The organism is Hydrogenophaga sp. OTU3427, assembly GCF_038440225.1.
In the GTDB taxonomy this organism is placed as follows: domain Bacteria; phylum Pseudomonadota; class Gammaproteobacteria; order Burkholderiales; family Burkholderiaceae_C; genus Hydrogenophaga.
Window position 1 is genome coordinate 100,931 of sequence record NZ_JASATI010000002.1, and the last position, 15,211, is coordinate 116,141.

Annotated in this window: 15 protein-coding genes; 1 reads left to right on the top strand and 14 read right to left on the bottom strand. The window is 68.9% G+C overall.

The window, feature by feature from the left end; all coding sequences use genetic code 11:
* Position 1 precedes the first annotated feature (1 nt).
* The gene (locus AAHB17_RS01625; RefSeq protein WP_342128678.1) at positions 2-985 is read right to left on the bottom strand and encodes a Bug family tripartite tricarboxylate transporter substrate binding protein; all 984 of its coding nucleotides are present in this window, start codon (positions 983-985) and stop codon (positions 2-4) included.
* Between the two features lie 100 nt (positions 986-1,085).
* Between AAHB17_RS01625 and AAHB17_RS01630 the strand changes: the two genes are divergently transcribed.
* Positions 1,086-1,985 (top strand): LysR family transcriptional regulator, encoded by a 900-nt coding sequence (locus AAHB17_RS01630; RefSeq protein WP_342128679.1) that lies wholly within the window; start codon positions 1,086-1,088, stop codon positions 1,983-1,985.
* A 7-nt stretch (positions 1,986-1,992) separates the two neighbouring features.
* Here the strand turns inward: AAHB17_RS01630 and moeA are convergent, their stop codons facing one another.
* From moeA to ltnD, 13 genes are all read right to left on the bottom strand, one after another.
* Positions 1,993-3,363, bottom strand: coding sequence for a molybdopterin molybdotransferase MoeA (moeA, locus tag AAHB17_RS01635; RefSeq protein ID WP_342128680.1), 1,371 nt, complete (start codon positions 3,361-3,363; stop codon positions 1,993-1,995).
* Positions 3,364-3,376: 13 nt separating this feature from the next.
* The gene (gene mobA, locus AAHB17_RS01640) at positions 3,377-4,006 is read right to left on the bottom strand and encodes a molybdenum cofactor guanylyltransferase MobA (protein WP_342128681.1); all 630 of its coding nucleotides are present in this window, start codon (positions 4,004-4,006) and stop codon (positions 3,377-3,379) included.
* Positions 4,007-4,118: 112 nt separating this feature from the next.
* The gene (gene moaA / locus AAHB17_RS01645) at positions 4,119-5,234 is read right to left on the bottom strand and encodes a GTP 3',8-cyclase MoaA (RefSeq protein ID WP_342128682.1); all 1,116 of its coding nucleotides are present in this window, start codon (positions 5,232-5,234) and stop codon (positions 4,119-4,121) included.
* 16 nt (positions 5,235-5,250) lie between these two features.
* On the bottom strand, positions 5,251-6,012 hold the full coding sequence (locus AAHB17_RS01650) for an SDR family oxidoreductase (protein WP_342128683.1): 762 nt from the start codon (positions 6,010-6,012) through the stop codon (positions 5,251-5,253).
* Between the two features lie 20 nt (positions 6,013-6,032).
* Positions 6,033-7,466: an aldehyde dehydrogenase family protein gene (locus AAHB17_RS01655; RefSeq protein WP_342128684.1), complete on the bottom strand. Its 1,434-nt coding sequence runs from the start codon at positions 7,464-7,466 to the stop codon at positions 6,033-6,035.
* 10 nt (positions 7,467-7,476) lie between these two features.
* Positions 7,477-8,808, bottom strand: coding sequence for a TRAP transporter large permease (locus AAHB17_RS01660; protein ID WP_342128685.1), 1,332 nt, complete (start codon positions 8,806-8,808; stop codon positions 7,477-7,479).
* Positions 8,809-8,835: 27 nt separating this feature from the next.
* The gene (locus AAHB17_RS01665) at positions 8,836-9,327 is read right to left on the bottom strand and encodes a TRAP transporter small permease (protein WP_342128686.1); all 492 of its coding nucleotides are present in this window, start codon (positions 9,325-9,327) and stop codon (positions 8,836-8,838) included.
* 142 nt (positions 9,328-9,469) lie between these two features.
* Positions 9,470-10,438 carry a TRAP transporter substrate-binding protein gene (locus tag AAHB17_RS01670; RefSeq protein WP_342128687.1) on the bottom strand — a complete coding sequence of 323 codons (969 nt, stop codon included), beginning with the start codon at positions 10,436-10,438 and terminating at the stop codon, positions 9,470-9,472.
* Positions 10,439-10,503: 65 nt separating this feature from the next.
* Positions 10,504-11,529 (bottom strand): D-erythronate dehydrogenase, encoded by a 1,026-nt coding sequence (gene denD, locus AAHB17_RS01675; protein WP_342128688.1) that lies wholly within the window; start codon positions 11,527-11,529, stop codon positions 10,504-10,506.
* Entirely contained in the window at positions 11,526-12,323 is a 798-nt protein-coding gene (gene otnI, locus AAHB17_RS01680; RefSeq protein ID WP_342128689.1) for a 2-oxo-tetronate isomerase, read from the bottom strand. Before otnI ends, denD begins: the two co-directional genes overlap by 4 nt.
* A 14-nt stretch (positions 12,324-12,337) precedes the next feature.
* Positions 12,338-12,997 (bottom strand): class II aldolase/adducin family protein, encoded by a 660-nt coding sequence (locus AAHB17_RS01685; RefSeq protein WP_342128690.1) that lies wholly within the window; start codon positions 12,995-12,997, stop codon positions 12,338-12,340.
* Positions 12,994-14,280 carry a 3-oxo-tetronate kinase gene (otnK, locus tag AAHB17_RS01690; protein WP_342128691.1) on the bottom strand — a complete coding sequence of 429 codons (1,287 nt, stop codon included), beginning with the start codon at positions 14,278-14,280 and terminating at the stop codon, positions 12,994-12,996. The genes AAHB17_RS01685 and otnK overlap by 4 nt, the downstream gene beginning before the upstream one ends.
* Positions 14,277-15,209 carry an L-threonate dehydrogenase gene (gene ltnD / locus AAHB17_RS01695; protein ID WP_342128692.1) on the bottom strand — a complete coding sequence of 311 codons (933 nt, stop codon included), beginning with the start codon at positions 15,207-15,209 and terminating at the stop codon, positions 14,277-14,279. The genes otnK and ltnD overlap by 4 nt, the downstream gene beginning before the upstream one ends.
* Positions 15,210-15,211 lie beyond the last annotated feature (2 nt).

Genomic DNA, 15,211 nt, shown 5'->3' on the forward strand with positions numbered 1-15,211 from the left:
CTCAGTCGGCCGTGATCTTGAACTGTTTCACGATGACGCCATAGCGCAGGTGGTCGGCGCGGGTCTTGTTGGCGAAGAATTCGCGGGATTCTTGATGCACGACCTGGCTCATGGCCTTGAACTGTGCGGCCACCTGCGGCTGCCTGAGCACCTCGTTGAAACTGGCGTGCAGGTCGTCGGCCAGCGTGCGCGCCATGCCCTTGGGACCGTAGACGCCAAACCAGATGTCGGTGTCCACGCCAGGAAAACCCTGCTCGGCCATTGTGGTCACATCGGGCAGCAACGGGCTGCGCTGCTTGTCCACCGTGGCCAGCGCCACCAGCTTGCCGCTGTCGATCAGGGGCTTGGCCACCGGCAGGCCGAGGTAGGTCAGTTTCACGTGCCCGCCCAGCACGTCGCTGATGGCCGGGCTGGTGCCGCGGTAGGCCACGTGGTCGATGTCCAGTCCGGCAACGTGGTTGAACAGTTCGCCGGCGATGTGCATGGGCGTGCCGTTGCCCGAGCTGGCGTAGCCCAGGCCAGGCTGTGCCTTGGCCAGGCGGGCCAGCTCGCGCGCGTCTTTCACGCCCAGGCTGGGGTGGGCCAGCAACAGCATGGACGACGAGGACAGCAGCGCGATCGGCGTGAAGTCCTGCATCACGTCGGCGGGTTTCTGCGCGCCCGGTGGCAGCACATGGGGCGCCATGGTGAAGGTGTTGGGCGTGACCAGCAGCGTGTGGCCATCGGGCTCGGCGCGGGCCACCGCGTCGTTGCCCAGGTGGCCGGCCGCGCCGGGCCGGTTGCTCACGATCACCGGGGTTTTCCAGCGCTGCTGCAGCTGTTGGCCCAGCAGCCTGGCGATCTGGTCGGGCGCGCCGCCGGCCGGGAAGGACACCACCAGCGTGACCGGCTTGCCGGGGTGGGCGGGCATGGTCTGGGCAGGGGCGGCAACGCCGCACAGGCTGAGGCCGGCCAGCAGCCAGGGCTGGGCGAGGTGTCGAATCATGGCGGGCTCCGTGGGATGTTTCAGGGGACTTTACCGAGCGACCCGGATGCGACATAGTGACGCACTGCTTGAAACATCTACAAGCACAGCTTGCTAATCAATGGACCGCCTGCGCCTCATCACCACCTTCCTCAGCGTGGCCGAATCGGCCAACTTCAGCCAGGCCGCCTTGCGGTTGCGTGTGTCGCCGCAGGCGGTCAGCGCCCAGATCTCGCAGCTCGAAGCCTGGCTGGGGGTGCGGCTGTTCAACCGCACCACGCGGCGCGTCGGGCTGACCGAAGAAGGGCGCATGTTCTTCGCTCGTTGCAAGGGGGGCTTGCAGCTGATCGAACAGGGCGAGATCGAGCTGCGCGACCGCCTCGATGAGGCCGTGGGTTCGGTGCGGCTGGTGACCTCCATGAGCCTGGGCCAGACCCTGGTGGCCAGCCTGGTGGCACGCTTCTGCGAACAGCATCCTCGCATCCAGGTCGAGATGCTGACCCAGAACCCCTGGCCCGATGTGGTGGACCTGGGCGCCGATGTGGGCGTGGTGGGCGGGGCGCTGCCCAACAGCTCGCTGATCGCCCGCAAGGCCGGGGTGTTCCGCCATGTGCTGTGTGCCTCGCCCGACTACCTGCGCCGCCAGGGTTTGCCCGACAGCCCGCAGGCCTTGCACGAGCACCGCTGCATCGGCCTGCGCCACCCACGCACCAACCGCATCTGGCCCTGGACCTTCCAGTCCGGTGGCCACCTGCTGACGCTGGAGCCGACCCTGGCCATGGTGACCCACGACCCGGCGGTGCAGCGCCAGCTGGTGCTGCAGGGCGCGGGCATCGCCCAGGTGGCGGGCTACTTCGCGCGTCCGCACCTGGAGTCGGGCACGCTGGTGGAGGTGCCCATCGGCTACGTCGGCCCGCCCATCGACGTGCACGTGTTCATGCCCCAGCGCAGCCACGTGCCCAAAAAGAGCCGGCTGCTGTGCGACTTCCTGTTTGAGGGCCTGAAGGCGCAAATGCGGTGAGCCGGGGTCAGATCACGCCGTCGAACACCATCACGTCGACGGCATCGCCCACGGCCACGTTGCCCTGCGCGTGGTGCAGCACGATGAGGCCGTTGCCTTCGACCATGGAACTGAGCACGCCCGAGCCCTGGTTGCCGGTGGTGCGGACCTGCAGCGTGCCGTCGGCCGCGGTGCTGACGGTGCCGCGCTGGTACTCGGTGCGGCCCGGCTTCTTGCGCAGGGGCTCCAGGCAGCGGGCCTTGAGCAGGGGGGGCGTGTGCGCCGCCACGTCGGCCACGCCCATGAGCTTGAGCAGGGCGGGGCGCACAAAAGCCAGGAAGGTCACCATCACCGCGACCGGGTTGCCCGGCAAACCGAACATGAGTGCCCCCACGCTTCCCGCTGCGCGTGGTTCGCTGCCCCCCATGGGGACCGATTCGCCTTGGGGCGGCCCGGCGGCGAATCGTCCGTCTCCAGTGGACGCCTGAATCCTGCCGACCGCCATGGGCCGTCCGGGCCGCATGGCGATGCGCCAGAAAGCCACGTCGCCGAGTTTTTTCATCATGGCCTTGGTGTGGTCGGCCTCGCCCACACTCACCCCGCCGCTGGTGATGATGGCGTCGGCTTGCCGTGCGGCTTGGCGGAAGGCGGCTTCCAGCGTGGCCGGGTCGTCGCGCACCACGCCGAGGTCGATCACCTCCAGCCCCAGGCGCGTGAGCAGGCCATAGACGGTGTAGCGGTTGCTGTCGTAGACGGCGCCTTCGCGCGGCGCCTCGCCCAGGCTCAGGATTTCGTCGCCGGTGGAGAAATAGGCCACCCTCACGCGGCGCAACACCGGCACCGTGGCCAGGCCCAGGCTGGCGATCAGGCCCAGCGCGGCGGGGCCGATGCGGGTGCCGGCGCGCAGGGCGGGGCGCCCGGCCATCAGGTCTTCGCCCAGCAGACGGCGGTTGTCGCCGCGCTGCAGCGCGCCTGCGGGCACGGTGATGCCGCCATCGGCCGCCAGGGTCAGTTCCTGGGGCACCACGGTGTCCAGCCCGGCCGGCATGATGGCGCCGGTCATGATCTTCACGCACGCGCCGGGCGCCACCGTGCCCGTCCAGGCCTTGCCGGCGAAGGCCGTGCCCTCCAGCATCCGCAGCGTGAGCGGCTGGCCGGCCCGCAGCTGCGCGCCGTCGAAGGCGTAGCCGTCCATGGCCGAGTTGTCGTGCGGCGGCACGCTGATGGGCGAGACGATGTCCTCGGCCAGCACCCGGCCCAGGGCGTCGAACACGCTGACGTTCTCGCGCTCGGTGACGGGGGCCACCAGTTCGGACAGGAAGGCGTTGACCGCGCTGGCGCTCAGGGCCTGTGGGTCGTAGCCTTGCAGTTCGGCGGCGATCTGGTCCAGGGTTTTCATGGTGTCGGAGCTTTCAGCGGTTTTCCAGGGCCTTGAGTTCGGCCAGGGTGTTGGCGTTGAAAAAGGCGCGCGGGTCGTCACCGGGGCGGTCGAACGGCACGACCACGGTCTTGTGCTGCGCGGTCCAGGCGTCGACCTTGCGGCCGCCGGCCTGGGTGAACACCGCCAGGCTGCCCAGCAGGTCGGCGCGCAGCAGGCAGAACACCGGCTGTGTGCGCAGTTGGCCGTCCTCCTCCCGTGCGGCCGCCATGGCGATGTCGGCGCCCTCGCGCGCCAGCGCCTCGGCCAGGCGTTCGGCCAGGTCCAGCGGGAAAAGTGGCGTGTCGCAGGGCGTCGTCAGCAGGTAGGGCGTCTCGCAGCGCTCCAGGCCGGTCAGGAAGCCGGCCAGCGGCCCGGCAAAGTCGCTGATCGTGTCGGGCCAGACCGGCACGCCAAAGGCCTCGTAGGCCGCCAGGTTGCGGTTGGCGTTGACCATCACCTCACCCACCAGGCCACCGCCCTGCATCTGCAGACGCAGCAGCGTGTGCAAGGCCAGCGGCGTGCCGTTGAAGTTCTGCAGGCCCTTGTCGACCCCGCCCATGCGCGAGCCGCGCCCCCCCGCGAGGACGATGGCGGTGATGTGTCCGGGTGAAATGGATGTCATAAAAAATGTAGGCAACCGAAGTGACTTGTCCGGGGGCACCGCCGGGCCGGCTCCGCCGGACGGCCAGTGCCGCCCCCTGGGGGTGACGCGAAGCGGCGCGGGGGGAACCCTCTCACCCGCCGATGTAGCTCATCTCGACGCGCCGGCCACCGGTCGACACATCGGGCGGCAGGCTGGCGCGCAGTTCGGAATAGCGGTCCTCGCGGCCCTGCCAGATGTGGGCGATGGCCGAGGCCAGTTGCTCGTCGCTGGCCTGGCCGCGCACCAGGGCACGCAGGTCGTGGCCCTGGGTGGCGAACAGGCACAGGTAGAGCTTGCCTTCGGTGGACAGGCGGGCGCGGTTGCAGTCCTGGCAGAAGGCCTGGGTCACGCTGCTGATGACGCCGATTTCGCCGCTGCCGTCGGCATAGCCCCAGCGCTCGGCGGTTTCGCCCGGGGCGCTGGGTTCGAGTTGCACCAGCGGCAGTTCGGCATGGATGCGCCGCACGATCTCGGCGCTGGGCAGCACCTCGTCCATGCGCCAGCCGTTGGTGGCGCCCACGTCCATGTACTCGATGAAGCGCAGGGTCACGCCGGTGCCCTTGAAGTGGCGCGCCATGGGCAGTATCTGGTCTTCGTTGGTGCCGCGCTTGACCACCATGTTGACCTTGATCTGGCGCAGGCCGGCTTCCTGCGCGGCCTGGATGCCGTCCAGCACGTCGGCGACGGGGAAGTCGACGTCGTTCATGGCGCGGAACACCGTGTCGTCCAGCCCGTCCAGGCTCACCGTGACACGCTGCAGGCCGGCCGCCTTGAGTGCGGCGGCCTTCTTGCGCAGCAGGCTGCCGTTGGTGGTCAGGGTGATGTCCAGCGGGCGGCCCTCGGTGGTGCGCAGGCTGGCGAGCTGTTCGACCAGGATTTCCAGGTGTTTGCGCAGCAGCGGCTCGCCCCCGGTCAGGCGGATTTTTTGCACGCCGTGGGCCACGAACTGGCGCGCGATGCGGGTGATCTCCTCGAAGCTCAGCAGCTCGCCGTGCGGCAGGTACTGGTAGTCCTTGTCGAAGATGGACTTGGGCATGCAGTAGCTGCAGCGGAAGTTGCAGCGGTCGGTGACGCTGATGCGCAGGTCCCGCAGGGGCCGGCCCAGCGTGTCGCCCAGCAGGCCGGTGGCGGGAATGGCCTGCTCGGGCACGCGGGCGATCAGGCTGCGCAGGCGCTGGTCGACGAGGGGAATGACACGGTCAGACATATCCCCGCATTGTCACTCAGACACAGCGCGCGCCGTCGACCTCCAGGCAAACCCCCGAGATGAACGCGGCCTCGTCGCTCACGAGGTAGAGCACCGCGTTGCCCACGTCCAGCGCGGTCGAGAAGCGGCCCAGCGGGATGGTGGAGCGGAACTTGTTCAGGCGTTCCTCGGTGAGTTCGCCGCCAGCGAAGGCCGTGCCCAGGCCGGTGAAGGGGTTCATCACCGGGTTGATGCAGTTGACGCGGATGTTGTCCGGGCCCAGCTCGGCCGCCAGCGACTTGCTGGTGGTGATGACGGCGCCCTTGGAGCCGTTGTACCAGGTCAGGCCCGGGCGGGGGCGCACGCCGGCGGTGGACGCGATGTTGACGAAACTGCCGCCGCCATTGGCGCGAAACGCCGGCACCGCGTGCAGGGTGGCGAGATAGATGCTCTTGACGTTGACCGCGTAGCACTTGTCGAACTCGTCTTCGCTGACCTCCAGCGCGGGCTGGTTCTTGTGGGTCCAGCCGGCGTTGTTGACCATGGCGTCGAGCTTGCCGTGGCGCGCCACGGCGGCCGCCACCAGCGCCTTCATGTCGGCGGATTTCGTCACGTCGGCGGCGACGAAACTGGCGCGGCCGCCGGCCGCCACGATCTCGGCGACCACGCGCTCGCCACCGGCCGCGTTGACGTCGTTGACGATGACCTGCGCGCCTTCTTCGGCCAGGCGCTTGGCGATGCCTTCGCCGATGCCGCCGCCGGCGCCGGTGACGATGATGGATTTGTCTTGGACTCGCATGAGCTGTCTCCTGAAAGGGTTCAACCGTGGCGTATCGCCACGGTTTTCAAAGTGGTGAAACCGAGCAGGGCCTCGAAGCCCTTCTCGCGGCCGTAGCCGGAGGATTTGACGCCGCCAAAGGGCAGCTCCACGCCACCGCCGGCGCCGTAGTTGTTGATGAAGACCTGGCCGGCCTTGACGCGTTTGGCCATGCGGAACTGGCGTGCGCCGTCGCGTGTCCAGACACCCGCCACCAGGCCGAAGTGGGTGGCGTTGGCCAACTGCACCGCGTGGTCCTCGTCGTCGAAGCACATGGCGGCCAGCACCGGTCCAAACACCTCCTCCTGCGCCAGGCGGTGGTTCACCGGCACGTCGCGCAGCAGGGTGGGGGCGGCGTAAAAGCCGCTCGCGGGCGCCTGGTCGACGACCTGGCCCTGGGCCACGGTGGCAATGCCGTCGGCGCGCGCCTGATCGAGGAAACCCCGCACGCGCTCCTGCTGGGTTTTGCGGATCAGCGGCCCGAGGTCCAGGTCCAGGGTGGGCGGGCCGGCGCGCAGGGCGCGAAAGGCCTGGCCCACCCGTTCAAGCAGCGGCTCGTACAGGCCGCGCTGGACCAGCAGGCGCGAACCGGCGCTGCAGGTCTGGCCGCTGTTCTGCACGATGGCGTTGACGATGAAGGGCAGGGCGGCGTCCACATCGGCGTCGTCAAACACGATCTGCGGACCTTTGCCGCCCAGCTCCAGCGTCACCGGGCAGTGGCGCACCGCCGCCACCTGCTGGATGAGGGTGCCCACGCTGGGGCTGCCGGTGAAGCTGATGTGGTCTATGCCCGGGTGGCGGGCCAGCGCGTCGCCCACCTCGTGGCCGTAGCCGGTGACGATGTTGATGGCGCCCGGCGGAAAACCGACCTCGGCGGCCAGCTCGGCCACGCGGATCAGCGACAGGCAGGCGTCCTCGGACGGCTTGACCACACAGACGTTGCCGGCGGCCAGGGCGCCGCCCACGCTGCGGCCAAAGATCTGCATGGGGTAGTTCCACGGGATCACATGGCCGGTCACGCCGTGGGGTTCGCGCCAGGTCAGCACGCTGTAGCCATCCAAGTAGGGGATGGTGTCGCCGTGCAGCTTGTCGCCGGCCCCGGCGTAGAACTCGAAGTAGCGCACCAGGGCCAGGGCGTCGGCCCGGGCCTGCTTGGTTGGCTTGCCGCAGTCGCGCTGCTCGATGGCGGCCAGTTCGTCGGCGTGTTCGGCCACCTTGGCCGACAGCTTCATGAGCAGGCGCCCGCGCTCGGCCGCGCTCAGTCGCGACCAGGGGCCGTCGAGGCACTGTCGGGCGGCGCTGACGGCCGCGTCCACGTCGGCGGCGTTGCTGCGTTCGATGCTGTCGTAGACCTGGCCATCGGCCGGGTCGATCACGGGCAACGTCTGGCCAGAGGCCGAACGCACGGCGGTGTTGGCGATGAAGTTCAGGGGCATGGTGGTTTTCTCATTGCGGGCCGATGGCGGGCGCCGGCGCTGGCATGGGCGCGACCACCGGTGCCTTGTTGAAGACGATGTCGCGCAAGGTGAGCGAGATGGCCGGGATGTAGGTGATGAGCATCAGGCAGCCCAGGATCACCAGCACGAAGGGCAGCAGGTGGCCGATGATGCGGTCCAGCGAGATCTTGGCCACCGTGCAGGCCGCGAAGAGGTTGACGCCGAAGGGCGGTGTGATCATGCCCAGGGCCAGGTTGACCACCATGATCATGCCGAAGTGGATCGGGTCGATGCCAAAGAACACCGCCACCGGCACCAGGATGGGGGCCAGCACGATGATGGCCGCCGAGGTTTCGATGAACATGCCGATGACAAACAAGGCGGCGTTGACGCCCAGCAGGAACCAGGCCGGCGACTGCAGCACCTCCTTGAGCCATACCCCGATGGCCTCCGGAATGCCGGCGCGGGTGATGAGGAAGGCAAACAGGCCGGCGTTGGCGATGATGAACATGATCACCGCGCTGGACAGCACGGACTTCTTGAACACCGCCACCAGGTGCTTGAATTCCAGCTCGCGGTGAATCACCAGACCCACGATCAGGGCGTAGAACACTGCCACCACCGAGGCCTCGGTGGGGGTGAAGATGCCGCCGTAGATGCCGCCCAGGATGATGACGGGCATGAGCAGGGCCCAGCCGGCTTCCACCATGGCCTGGCGCACCGAGAGGCGACCATCGCCGTCGGTCTTGCCCAGGCCCTTGAAGCGGCACCACAGGTGGACGAACAACATCAGCACGCCGCCGATCAGCAGGCCTGGCACCACGCCGGCGATGAACAGCTCGCCGATCGACACCTCCGCCGCGACGCCAAACAGGATCATGGGGATGGACGGCGGGATGATCACGCCCAGCTCGGCCGAGGTGGCCTGCAGGGCCGCGGCATAACCCACCGGGTAGCCGTGTTTGATGAGGGCGGGAATGAGGATGGAGCCGATGGCAAAGGTGGTGGCCACCGACGAGCCCGAGACGGCGGCGAAGATCATGCAGGTCAGCACGCAGGTCATGGGCAGGCCACCTTGCACGCCGCCCACCAGCGACTTGGCGAAGTTGACCAGGCGGCGCGAGATGCCGCCGGTCTCCATCAGGTTGCCGGCCAGGATGAAAAAGGGGATGGCCGCCAGCGGAAACTTGTCGATGGCGCTGAACATCTCCTTGGGCACCAGCACCAGCTTGCTGTTGTCGAAGATGGCCAGACCCAGGATGGCCGAGCCGCCGATGGAGACGGCGATGGAGATGCTGAAGGCAAAGCCCAGCAGCATGGTGACGAGCAGGGTGAGGGACATGGGGCGTGCTCCGTGTGCTTGTTGTTGTTATTGGGCGGTCGAGAGTTCGTCGTCGTGCGGGTCGATGTGGTGGGCCAGCACGGCCACCACCGCCAGCAAGGCCCCGACCGGTAGCGCGGCATAGGCCCATCCCATGGACAGCTCCATGCTGGCAAAGGTCTGGAAGCGGATGCGGTTGACGAGGTCGACACCAAACCAGATGACGACCGCCAGGAAAGCCAGGTTGACGCCGGTGATGATGCCGCGCACGGTGCCGCGCCAGGCGCCACGCGAGAGGCGCAGCATCAGGTCGACCGAGACCAGCGCGCCCTGGCGGAAGGCGGCGACGATGCCCAGCATCACCATCCAGATCAGCAGGCGGCGCATGGACTCCTCGGTCCACGTGGACGGCTGCGAGAACACGAAGCGACCGATGACCTGCCACATGCCCAGGCAGGAGATGAGGGCCAGCAGCACGCAGGCGGTGTACAGGCACAGGCCGGTGAGCACACGGTCCAGGCGAAGAATGATTTTTTTCATGACAGCAATCCAGCCAGCGCCAGAGTGGCGACGCAAGAAGGGAAGTTCAACCCAGGATGTCGCGGGTCCGGCTCCGCCGGCCCGCAGACATCGCCCCCTTGAGAGGGGGTGGCGCGCCCTCGGGCGCCGCGCAGGGGTGGGCTTATTTCACCGCCTGAATGGCCGCGATCTTGTCGGCACCAAACTCCTTGGCGTAGCCGGCGTAGGCGGGTGCGACGGCCTTGCGGAAGCTCTCGCCGTTGACCTGCTTGACCACCTGCATGCCTTCTTTTTCCAGCTGGGCGATGCCGTTGTTCTCGTCGTCGTTGACCTTCTTGCGCTGAGCCGCCGCACCCTTCTTGGCGGCCTCGGTGAAGGCGGCCTTGTCGGCGGCCGACAGCTTGTTCCAGACAGCAGGCGACAGGATCAGCGCGGCGGGCGAGTAGACATGGCCGGTCAGCGACAGGTGCTTCTGCACCTGCGAGAACTTGGACGCCAGGATCACCGGGATGGGGTTTTCCTGACCGTCGACCGTGCCCTGCTGCAGCGCCGTGAACAGCTCGGGGAAAGCCATGGGCGTGGGCAGGATGCCGAAGGTCTTGTAGCCGTCCATGTGCACCTTGTTCTCCATGGTGCGCATCTTCAGACCCGATGCGTCGGTGGCCTGGTTGATGGCGCGCTTGCTGTTGGTCATGTGGCGGAAGCCGTTTTCGGTCCAGGCCAGGTTGATCAGGCCCTTGGCTTCCATCTTCTTCTGCAGGTCCTGGCCGATGGGGCCGTCCATCACCTTGCGGGCGTGGTCGTAGTCGCGGAACAGGAAGGGGATGTCGACGATCTTGACCTCGGGCACGAAGTTGCCCAGCGGGCCGGTGGAGGTGTTGACCAGGTCCTGGGTGCCCAACTGCACCGCCTCGATCTGCTCGCGCTCGCCGCCCAGGGCCGAGTTGGGGAACTGCTGGCACTTGTAGCGGCCCTGGGTGCCTTTTTCCATCTCGTCGCAGAACACGGTGGAGCCCACACCGTAGTGCGAGGTGGCCGAGGTGGCGTAGCCGATCTTCAGCACGGTCTGTGCGTGAGCGCCGGTGGCGGCGAGCAGGGCAGCGAGGGCCAGGTGTTGGAACAGGGTTTTCATGGAAGGTCTCCTTTGTGGTTGGGAACGAGAACGGAAAAAATGAGGGGTGACAGTCGCAGCGGCAGTCAGGCCAGGCCAAGCCTGGCGCGGGCGCTGGGCAGGGTCACAGCGTCCCGGTTGTCCGCCACGTACTGGCGCAGCACGCTGGCGAAATCGGCGTCGGCCTTCAGGCCCAGGCGCGCGGTGCGTGTGCTCTCGAAGCGTGCCGGCCAGCCGGCGACGATGCGGGCCACGGCCTCGTCGGGCTGGTGGGTGATCAGGGCCAAAGCGGCCGGGCCGGCCAGTTCGTCCAGGGCCGACAGCATCTCGCGCACGCTGACCGTGAGGGCCGGCAGGTTGATGGCGGTGCGCCCGCCAAAGGCATCGCGGCTGGCTTCCATGACGGCGACGATGCCTGCGACGGTGTTGGCCGGTGAGGACAGGGCGACGCGGGTGTCGAGGTCGACCGGGTTGTTGCTCGCCTGGCCCGCCAGCGGCTCGCGGAACAGCCCGGACAGGAAGCCCGAGGCCGCACCGTTGGGGCGGCCCGGGCGCACCGACACCGTCATCAGGCGCGCGGCGCGGCCGTCGATGAAGCCCTTGCGTGTGTAGTCGGCCACCAGCTGTTCGCAGACGAATTTGTGGATGCCGTAGCTGGATTGCGGCGTCGGCAGGGTGTGGTCGTGCACCACCGCCGGCAGGGGCAGGGCCGGGTCGCTGCCGAACACCGCCACCGAGCTGGCGAAGAAAAAGAGCGGCGCGCCGTGTCCGGCCAGGGTCTGGGCCCGGCAGGCGTCGAGCAGGCGGCGCGTGGTGTCCAGGTTGGCGTGCAGGCCGAGGTCGAAATTGGCCTCGCACTCGCCCGACACGGCCGAGGCGAGGTGAAAGACAGCGTCCCACGTCTCGGCCATCAGCGCGGGAATCTGCGACAGCAGGTCGCCGGTGTGGGTGCGCACCCGTGTGTCGGCCGTGAGCGCCACGTCGCGCGGCGCCACCAGATCGGCCAGCATCAGCTGGTGGATGGTCTGACCGCCCAGCGTGCCGCGCTGCAGCAGGGTGTGGGCCAGGCGCGAGCCGAGAAAGCCGGCGCCGCCGGTGATGAGAATTTTCATGCGTGTGCTTTCGAAGAGGCCTGGTAGCGGCGCAGCCAGCCCAGGCCGGCGCTGGTGCCCGCCTTGGGGCGGTATTCGCAGCCGATGAAGCCGGTGTAGCCCAGTTGGTCGAGTCGGTCGAACAGGTGGGGGAAGTGGACTTCGCCCCCGTCGGGTTCGTGGCGGTCTGGCACACCGGCGATCTGGATGTGGCCGACGCCGGCCCAGTGTTTTTCAAGCCGGCGTGTGAGGTCGCCTTCCATGATCTGGCAATGGTAGAGGTCCATCTGCACTTTCAGGTTGGGCGCGCCGACCTCGTCCAGCAGGTCGTGGGCCTGCTGCTGCCAGTTCAGGTAGTAGCCGGGCATGTCGCGGCTGTTGATGGGCTCGACCAGCAGGGTGATGCCCAGCGGTGCCAGCTTGTCTGCGGCCAGGCGCAGGTTGGCCACGTAGGTGCGGCGCAGCAGGGCCGCGCCGGCACCGGGTGGCACCAGGCCGGCCATGGCGTGCAGCTTCTGGCAGCCCGTGGCCTGGGCGTAGGCGATGGCGGTGTCGACCGAGGCGGCGAACTCGGCCTCGCGCCCGGGCAGGCAGGCCAAACCGCGTTCACCGGCCGCCCAGTCGCCCGGCGGCAAGTTGAACAGGGCCTGCGTCAGGCCGTGGGCCGACAGGCGCTCGGCGATCTCGGCGGGCGTGTGTTCGTAGGGAAAGAGGTACTCCACGGCCTCGAAACCGTCGCGTGCGGCGGCGGCGAAGCGCTCGAGGAAGGGCACCTCGGTGTACATCATGGACAGGTTGGCGGCGAAGCGGGGCATTGGTTTTCTCGTGTTTACCAGGGTGCGTTGAACTGGGCGCGCAGGTCGTTGATCTGTTGCTCGGTCAGCGGCGTGGGGCGGCGTTCGGACAGCAGCCACAGGCGGGCGGTCTCTTCCAGTTCTTCCAGCAGGGCCATGGCGCTGGCCGGGCTGGCGTGCCACACGGTGGGGCCCAGGCGCTCCAGCATCACGGCGCGCAGCGGGCGCTCGGCGCGGGCGATGGTGGCCGCCACGGCGTCGGCCACGGCGGGCGAACCCGGTACGCCATACGGAATCAGCGGCACGTGCCCGACCTTCATCACCTGGTATGGGGTGATGGGCGGCAGGATGTCCTCGTCGCGCCACACGCCTTGCAGCGTGAGGGCGACCAGGTGGGTGGAGTGGGTGTGCAGCACGCAGCGGGCATCGGGCGCGCTGTCGTAGATGCGGCGGTGCAGCTGCAGGGTCTTGCTGGCGCGGGCGCCACCGAGCTGTTCGCCACTTTCGGCTACCCAGGCCAGCTGGTCGGTGTCGAGAAACCCCAGGCAGGCGTCGGTGGGGGTGATGAGGAAACCGCCGCCCTCGTCGGCGCCCAGGCGCGCGCTGATGTTGCCGGCCGTGGAGTGCACATAGCCGCGCTGGAACAGCGAGGCGCCCACGCGCACGATCTCGGCACGGACGGCGGCCTGGTTCACAGCGCCACCCCGGCCTGTTGCAGCGCCTGCACGAAGAAGTCAGGGCCGCCGAAGTTGCCCGACTTGAGCGCCAGCAACAGGGGCTCGCCACTGCCGGGCAGCGCCGCCTGTGTCCACGGCACGCCGGGGCAGATGGCCGCGCCGATGCGCAGCTGGGCCACCCCCAGGGCCAGGACCACGGCGCCCGAGGTTTCACCCCCAGCCACCACCAGGCGGCGCACGCCACCGGCCACCAGTCCACGGGCGATGTGGGCCAGGGCGTGTTCGACCAGTTCGCCCGCCGCTTGCACACCGAGCGCGGCCTGCACCGCTTTCACGCTCTCGGGCGCGGCGGTGGCGTAGACCAGCACCGGGACACTGGCCAACGCGGCCCGTGCCTGGGCCAGCACCGCGTCGGCGGTTTGTGTGCCTTGGTGCAGGGCCAGCGGGTCGACTTGCAGGGCGGTGTGGCCGGCGGCCAACCAGCGTGCGACCTGGCCATTGGTGGCCTCGGAGCAGGAGCCTGACACGACGGCGGCGGGGCCGGTCAGGTCATCGAGAGTGGCGGCGTGGTCGTCGGGGCTGAACCAGCCCCGACGCGCGTAGGCCGGTGGCAGGCCCAGCGCCACGCCGGAGCCGGCGGTCAGCAGGGGCAGGTCGGCGCAGGCTTCACCCAGGGTCAGCAGGTCGCCGTTGTCCACCGCGTCGGCCACGGCGATGGCCACACCGTCGGCGCGCAGCTGGACGATACGGGTGCGGGCCGCGTCGGCGCCGGCCCCCACGCTGTCGTGCCGCAGCAGGCCCACGCGCTGGCGGGTCTGGGGTTGCAGCACACGCACCAGGTTGGCGTCCCGCATGGGCGTGAGCGGGTGGTTTCGCATGCCCGAATCGCTGAGCAGTTGGTCGCCCACGAACAGGTGGCCCTTGAACACCGTGCGGCCGTTCTCGGGGAAGGCGGGGCAGGCGATGGTGAAGTCGGTGCCCAGCGCCGCCATCAGCGCGTCGGTGACCGGGCCGATGTTGCCCTCGGGCGTGGAATCGAAGGTCGAGCAGTACTTGAAATAGATCTGGCGCGCGCCAGCGGCCCGCAGGGCCTGCAGCGCGGCCAGGCTCTGGGCCACGGCGTCGGCGGGGGCGATGGTGCGGGTCTTGAGCGCGATGACCACGGCGTCGGCCTCGGGCAGGGCGCCCTTTTGCGGGTCCGGCACACCCAGCACCTGCACCGTGCGCATGCCGGCGCGCACCAGCATGCTGGCCACGTCGGTGGCGCCGGTGAAGTCGTCCGCGATGACACCGAGGATCATGCCGCTTCCTCTGCCGACGTTGCAGGCGCGGGCAGCTCCAGCCCGGCCAGCTGGGCGTAGTACTTGACGACGGCCGAATCGTCCTCAGCCCCCAGGCCCATGGCCGCGGTGGACAGGTAGAGCTGGTGGGCGGCGGCGGCCAGCGGCAGCGGGAACTTGAGCTGGCGCGCGGCGTCGAGCACGATCCCCAAGTCCTTGACGAAGATGTTGACGGCCGACAGCGGCGTGTAGTCGCCGTCGAGGATGTGGGGCACGCGGTTTTCGAACATCCAGCTCATGCCGGCGCTGTTGCAGATCACCTCGTACAGCTGGCGCGGGTCGGCGCCGGCGCGCATGCCCAGCGCCAGGGCCTCGCAGGCGCTGGCGATGTGCACGCCGGCCAGGTGCTGGTTGACCATCTTGACGGTGGAGCCGATGCCGGCCTGGTCGCCCAGGCGGTAGACCTTGCCGGCAAAACTGTTCAGCACCTCACCGGCGGCGGCAAAGGCCTCCGGTGTGCCGGAGGCCATCACGGTCATCTCGCCCGCCGCGGCCTTTTTGGCGCCGCCCGACACCGGGCCGTCGATCAGGTGAATGCCCCGCTCGGCCAGCTTGTTGGCCCAGACCGGCGGCAGGGCCGGGTCCACGGTGGCGGAGCTCACGACCACCGCCCCTGGCTTGAGTCGCGTGACGATGCCTTGTTCGCCGAACAGCACGTCTTCGGTTTGGGCAGCATTGACCACCAGCACCAGGACCACATCACAGTGTGGGGCCAGCTCGGCGGCACTGGCCACGGCCTGGCCGCCGGCCTGCTCGAAGGCCGTGCGGGCCTCGGCGCGGGGGTCGCAGCCCCAGGTGGGCAGGCCCTTGCGCAGGGCCGAGAGGGCGGCGCCCATGCCCATGGAGCCGAGGCCGATCACGCCCAGGGTGGGCGCGGATAGCTTGTTCATCG

Coding starts and splice junctions, on each gene's coding strand:
- otnK (WP_342128691.1), bottom strand. CDS start 14,280: ATGATCCTCGGTGTCATCGCGGACGACTTCACCGGCGCCACCGACGTG.
- AAHB17_RS01650 (WP_342128683.1), bottom strand. CDS start 6,012: ATGCGAGTCCAAGACAAATCCATCATCGTCACCGGCGCCGGCGGCGGC.
- AAHB17_RS01655 (WP_342128684.1), bottom strand. CDS start 7,466: ATGCCCCTGAACTTCATCGCCAACACCGCCGTGCGTTCGGCCTCTGGC.
- moeA (WP_342128680.1), bottom strand. CDS start 3,363: ATGAAAACCCTGGACCAGATCGCCGCCGAACTGCAAGGCTACGACCCA.
- moaA (WP_342128682.1), bottom strand. CDS start 5,234: ATGTCTGACCGTGTCATTCCCCTCGTCGACCAGCGCCTGCGCAGCCTG.
- ltnD (WP_342128692.1), bottom strand. CDS start 15,209: ATGAACAAGCTATCCGCGCCCACCCTGGGCGTGATCGGCCTCGGCTCC.
- AAHB17_RS01625 (WP_342128678.1), bottom strand. CDS start 985: ATGATTCGACACCTCGCCCAGCCCTGGCTGCTGGCCGGCCTCAGCCTG.
- otnI (WP_342128689.1), bottom strand. CDS start 12,323: ATGCCCCGCTTCGCCGCCAACCTGTCCATGATGTACACCGAGGTGCCC.
- AAHB17_RS01670 (WP_342128687.1), bottom strand. CDS start 10,438: ATGAAAACCCTGTTCCAACACCTGGCCCTCGCTGCCCTGCTCGCCGCC.
- AAHB17_RS01665 (WP_342128686.1), bottom strand. CDS start 9,327: ATGAAAAAAATCATTCTTCGCCTGGACCGTGTGCTCACCGGCCTGTGC.
- AAHB17_RS01630 (WP_342128679.1), top strand. CDS start 1,086: ATGGACCGCCTGCGCCTCATCACCACCTTCCTCAGCGTGGCCGAATCG.
- mobA (WP_342128681.1), bottom strand. CDS start 4,006: ATGACATCCATTTCACCCGGACACATCACCGCCATCGTCCTCGCGGGG.
- AAHB17_RS01660 (WP_342128685.1), bottom strand. CDS start 8,808: ATGTCCCTCACCCTGCTCGTCACCATGCTGCTGGGCTTTGCCTTCAGC.
- denD (WP_342128688.1), bottom strand. CDS start 11,529: ATGAAAATTCTCATCACCGGCGGCGCCGGCTTTCTCGGCTCGCGCCTG.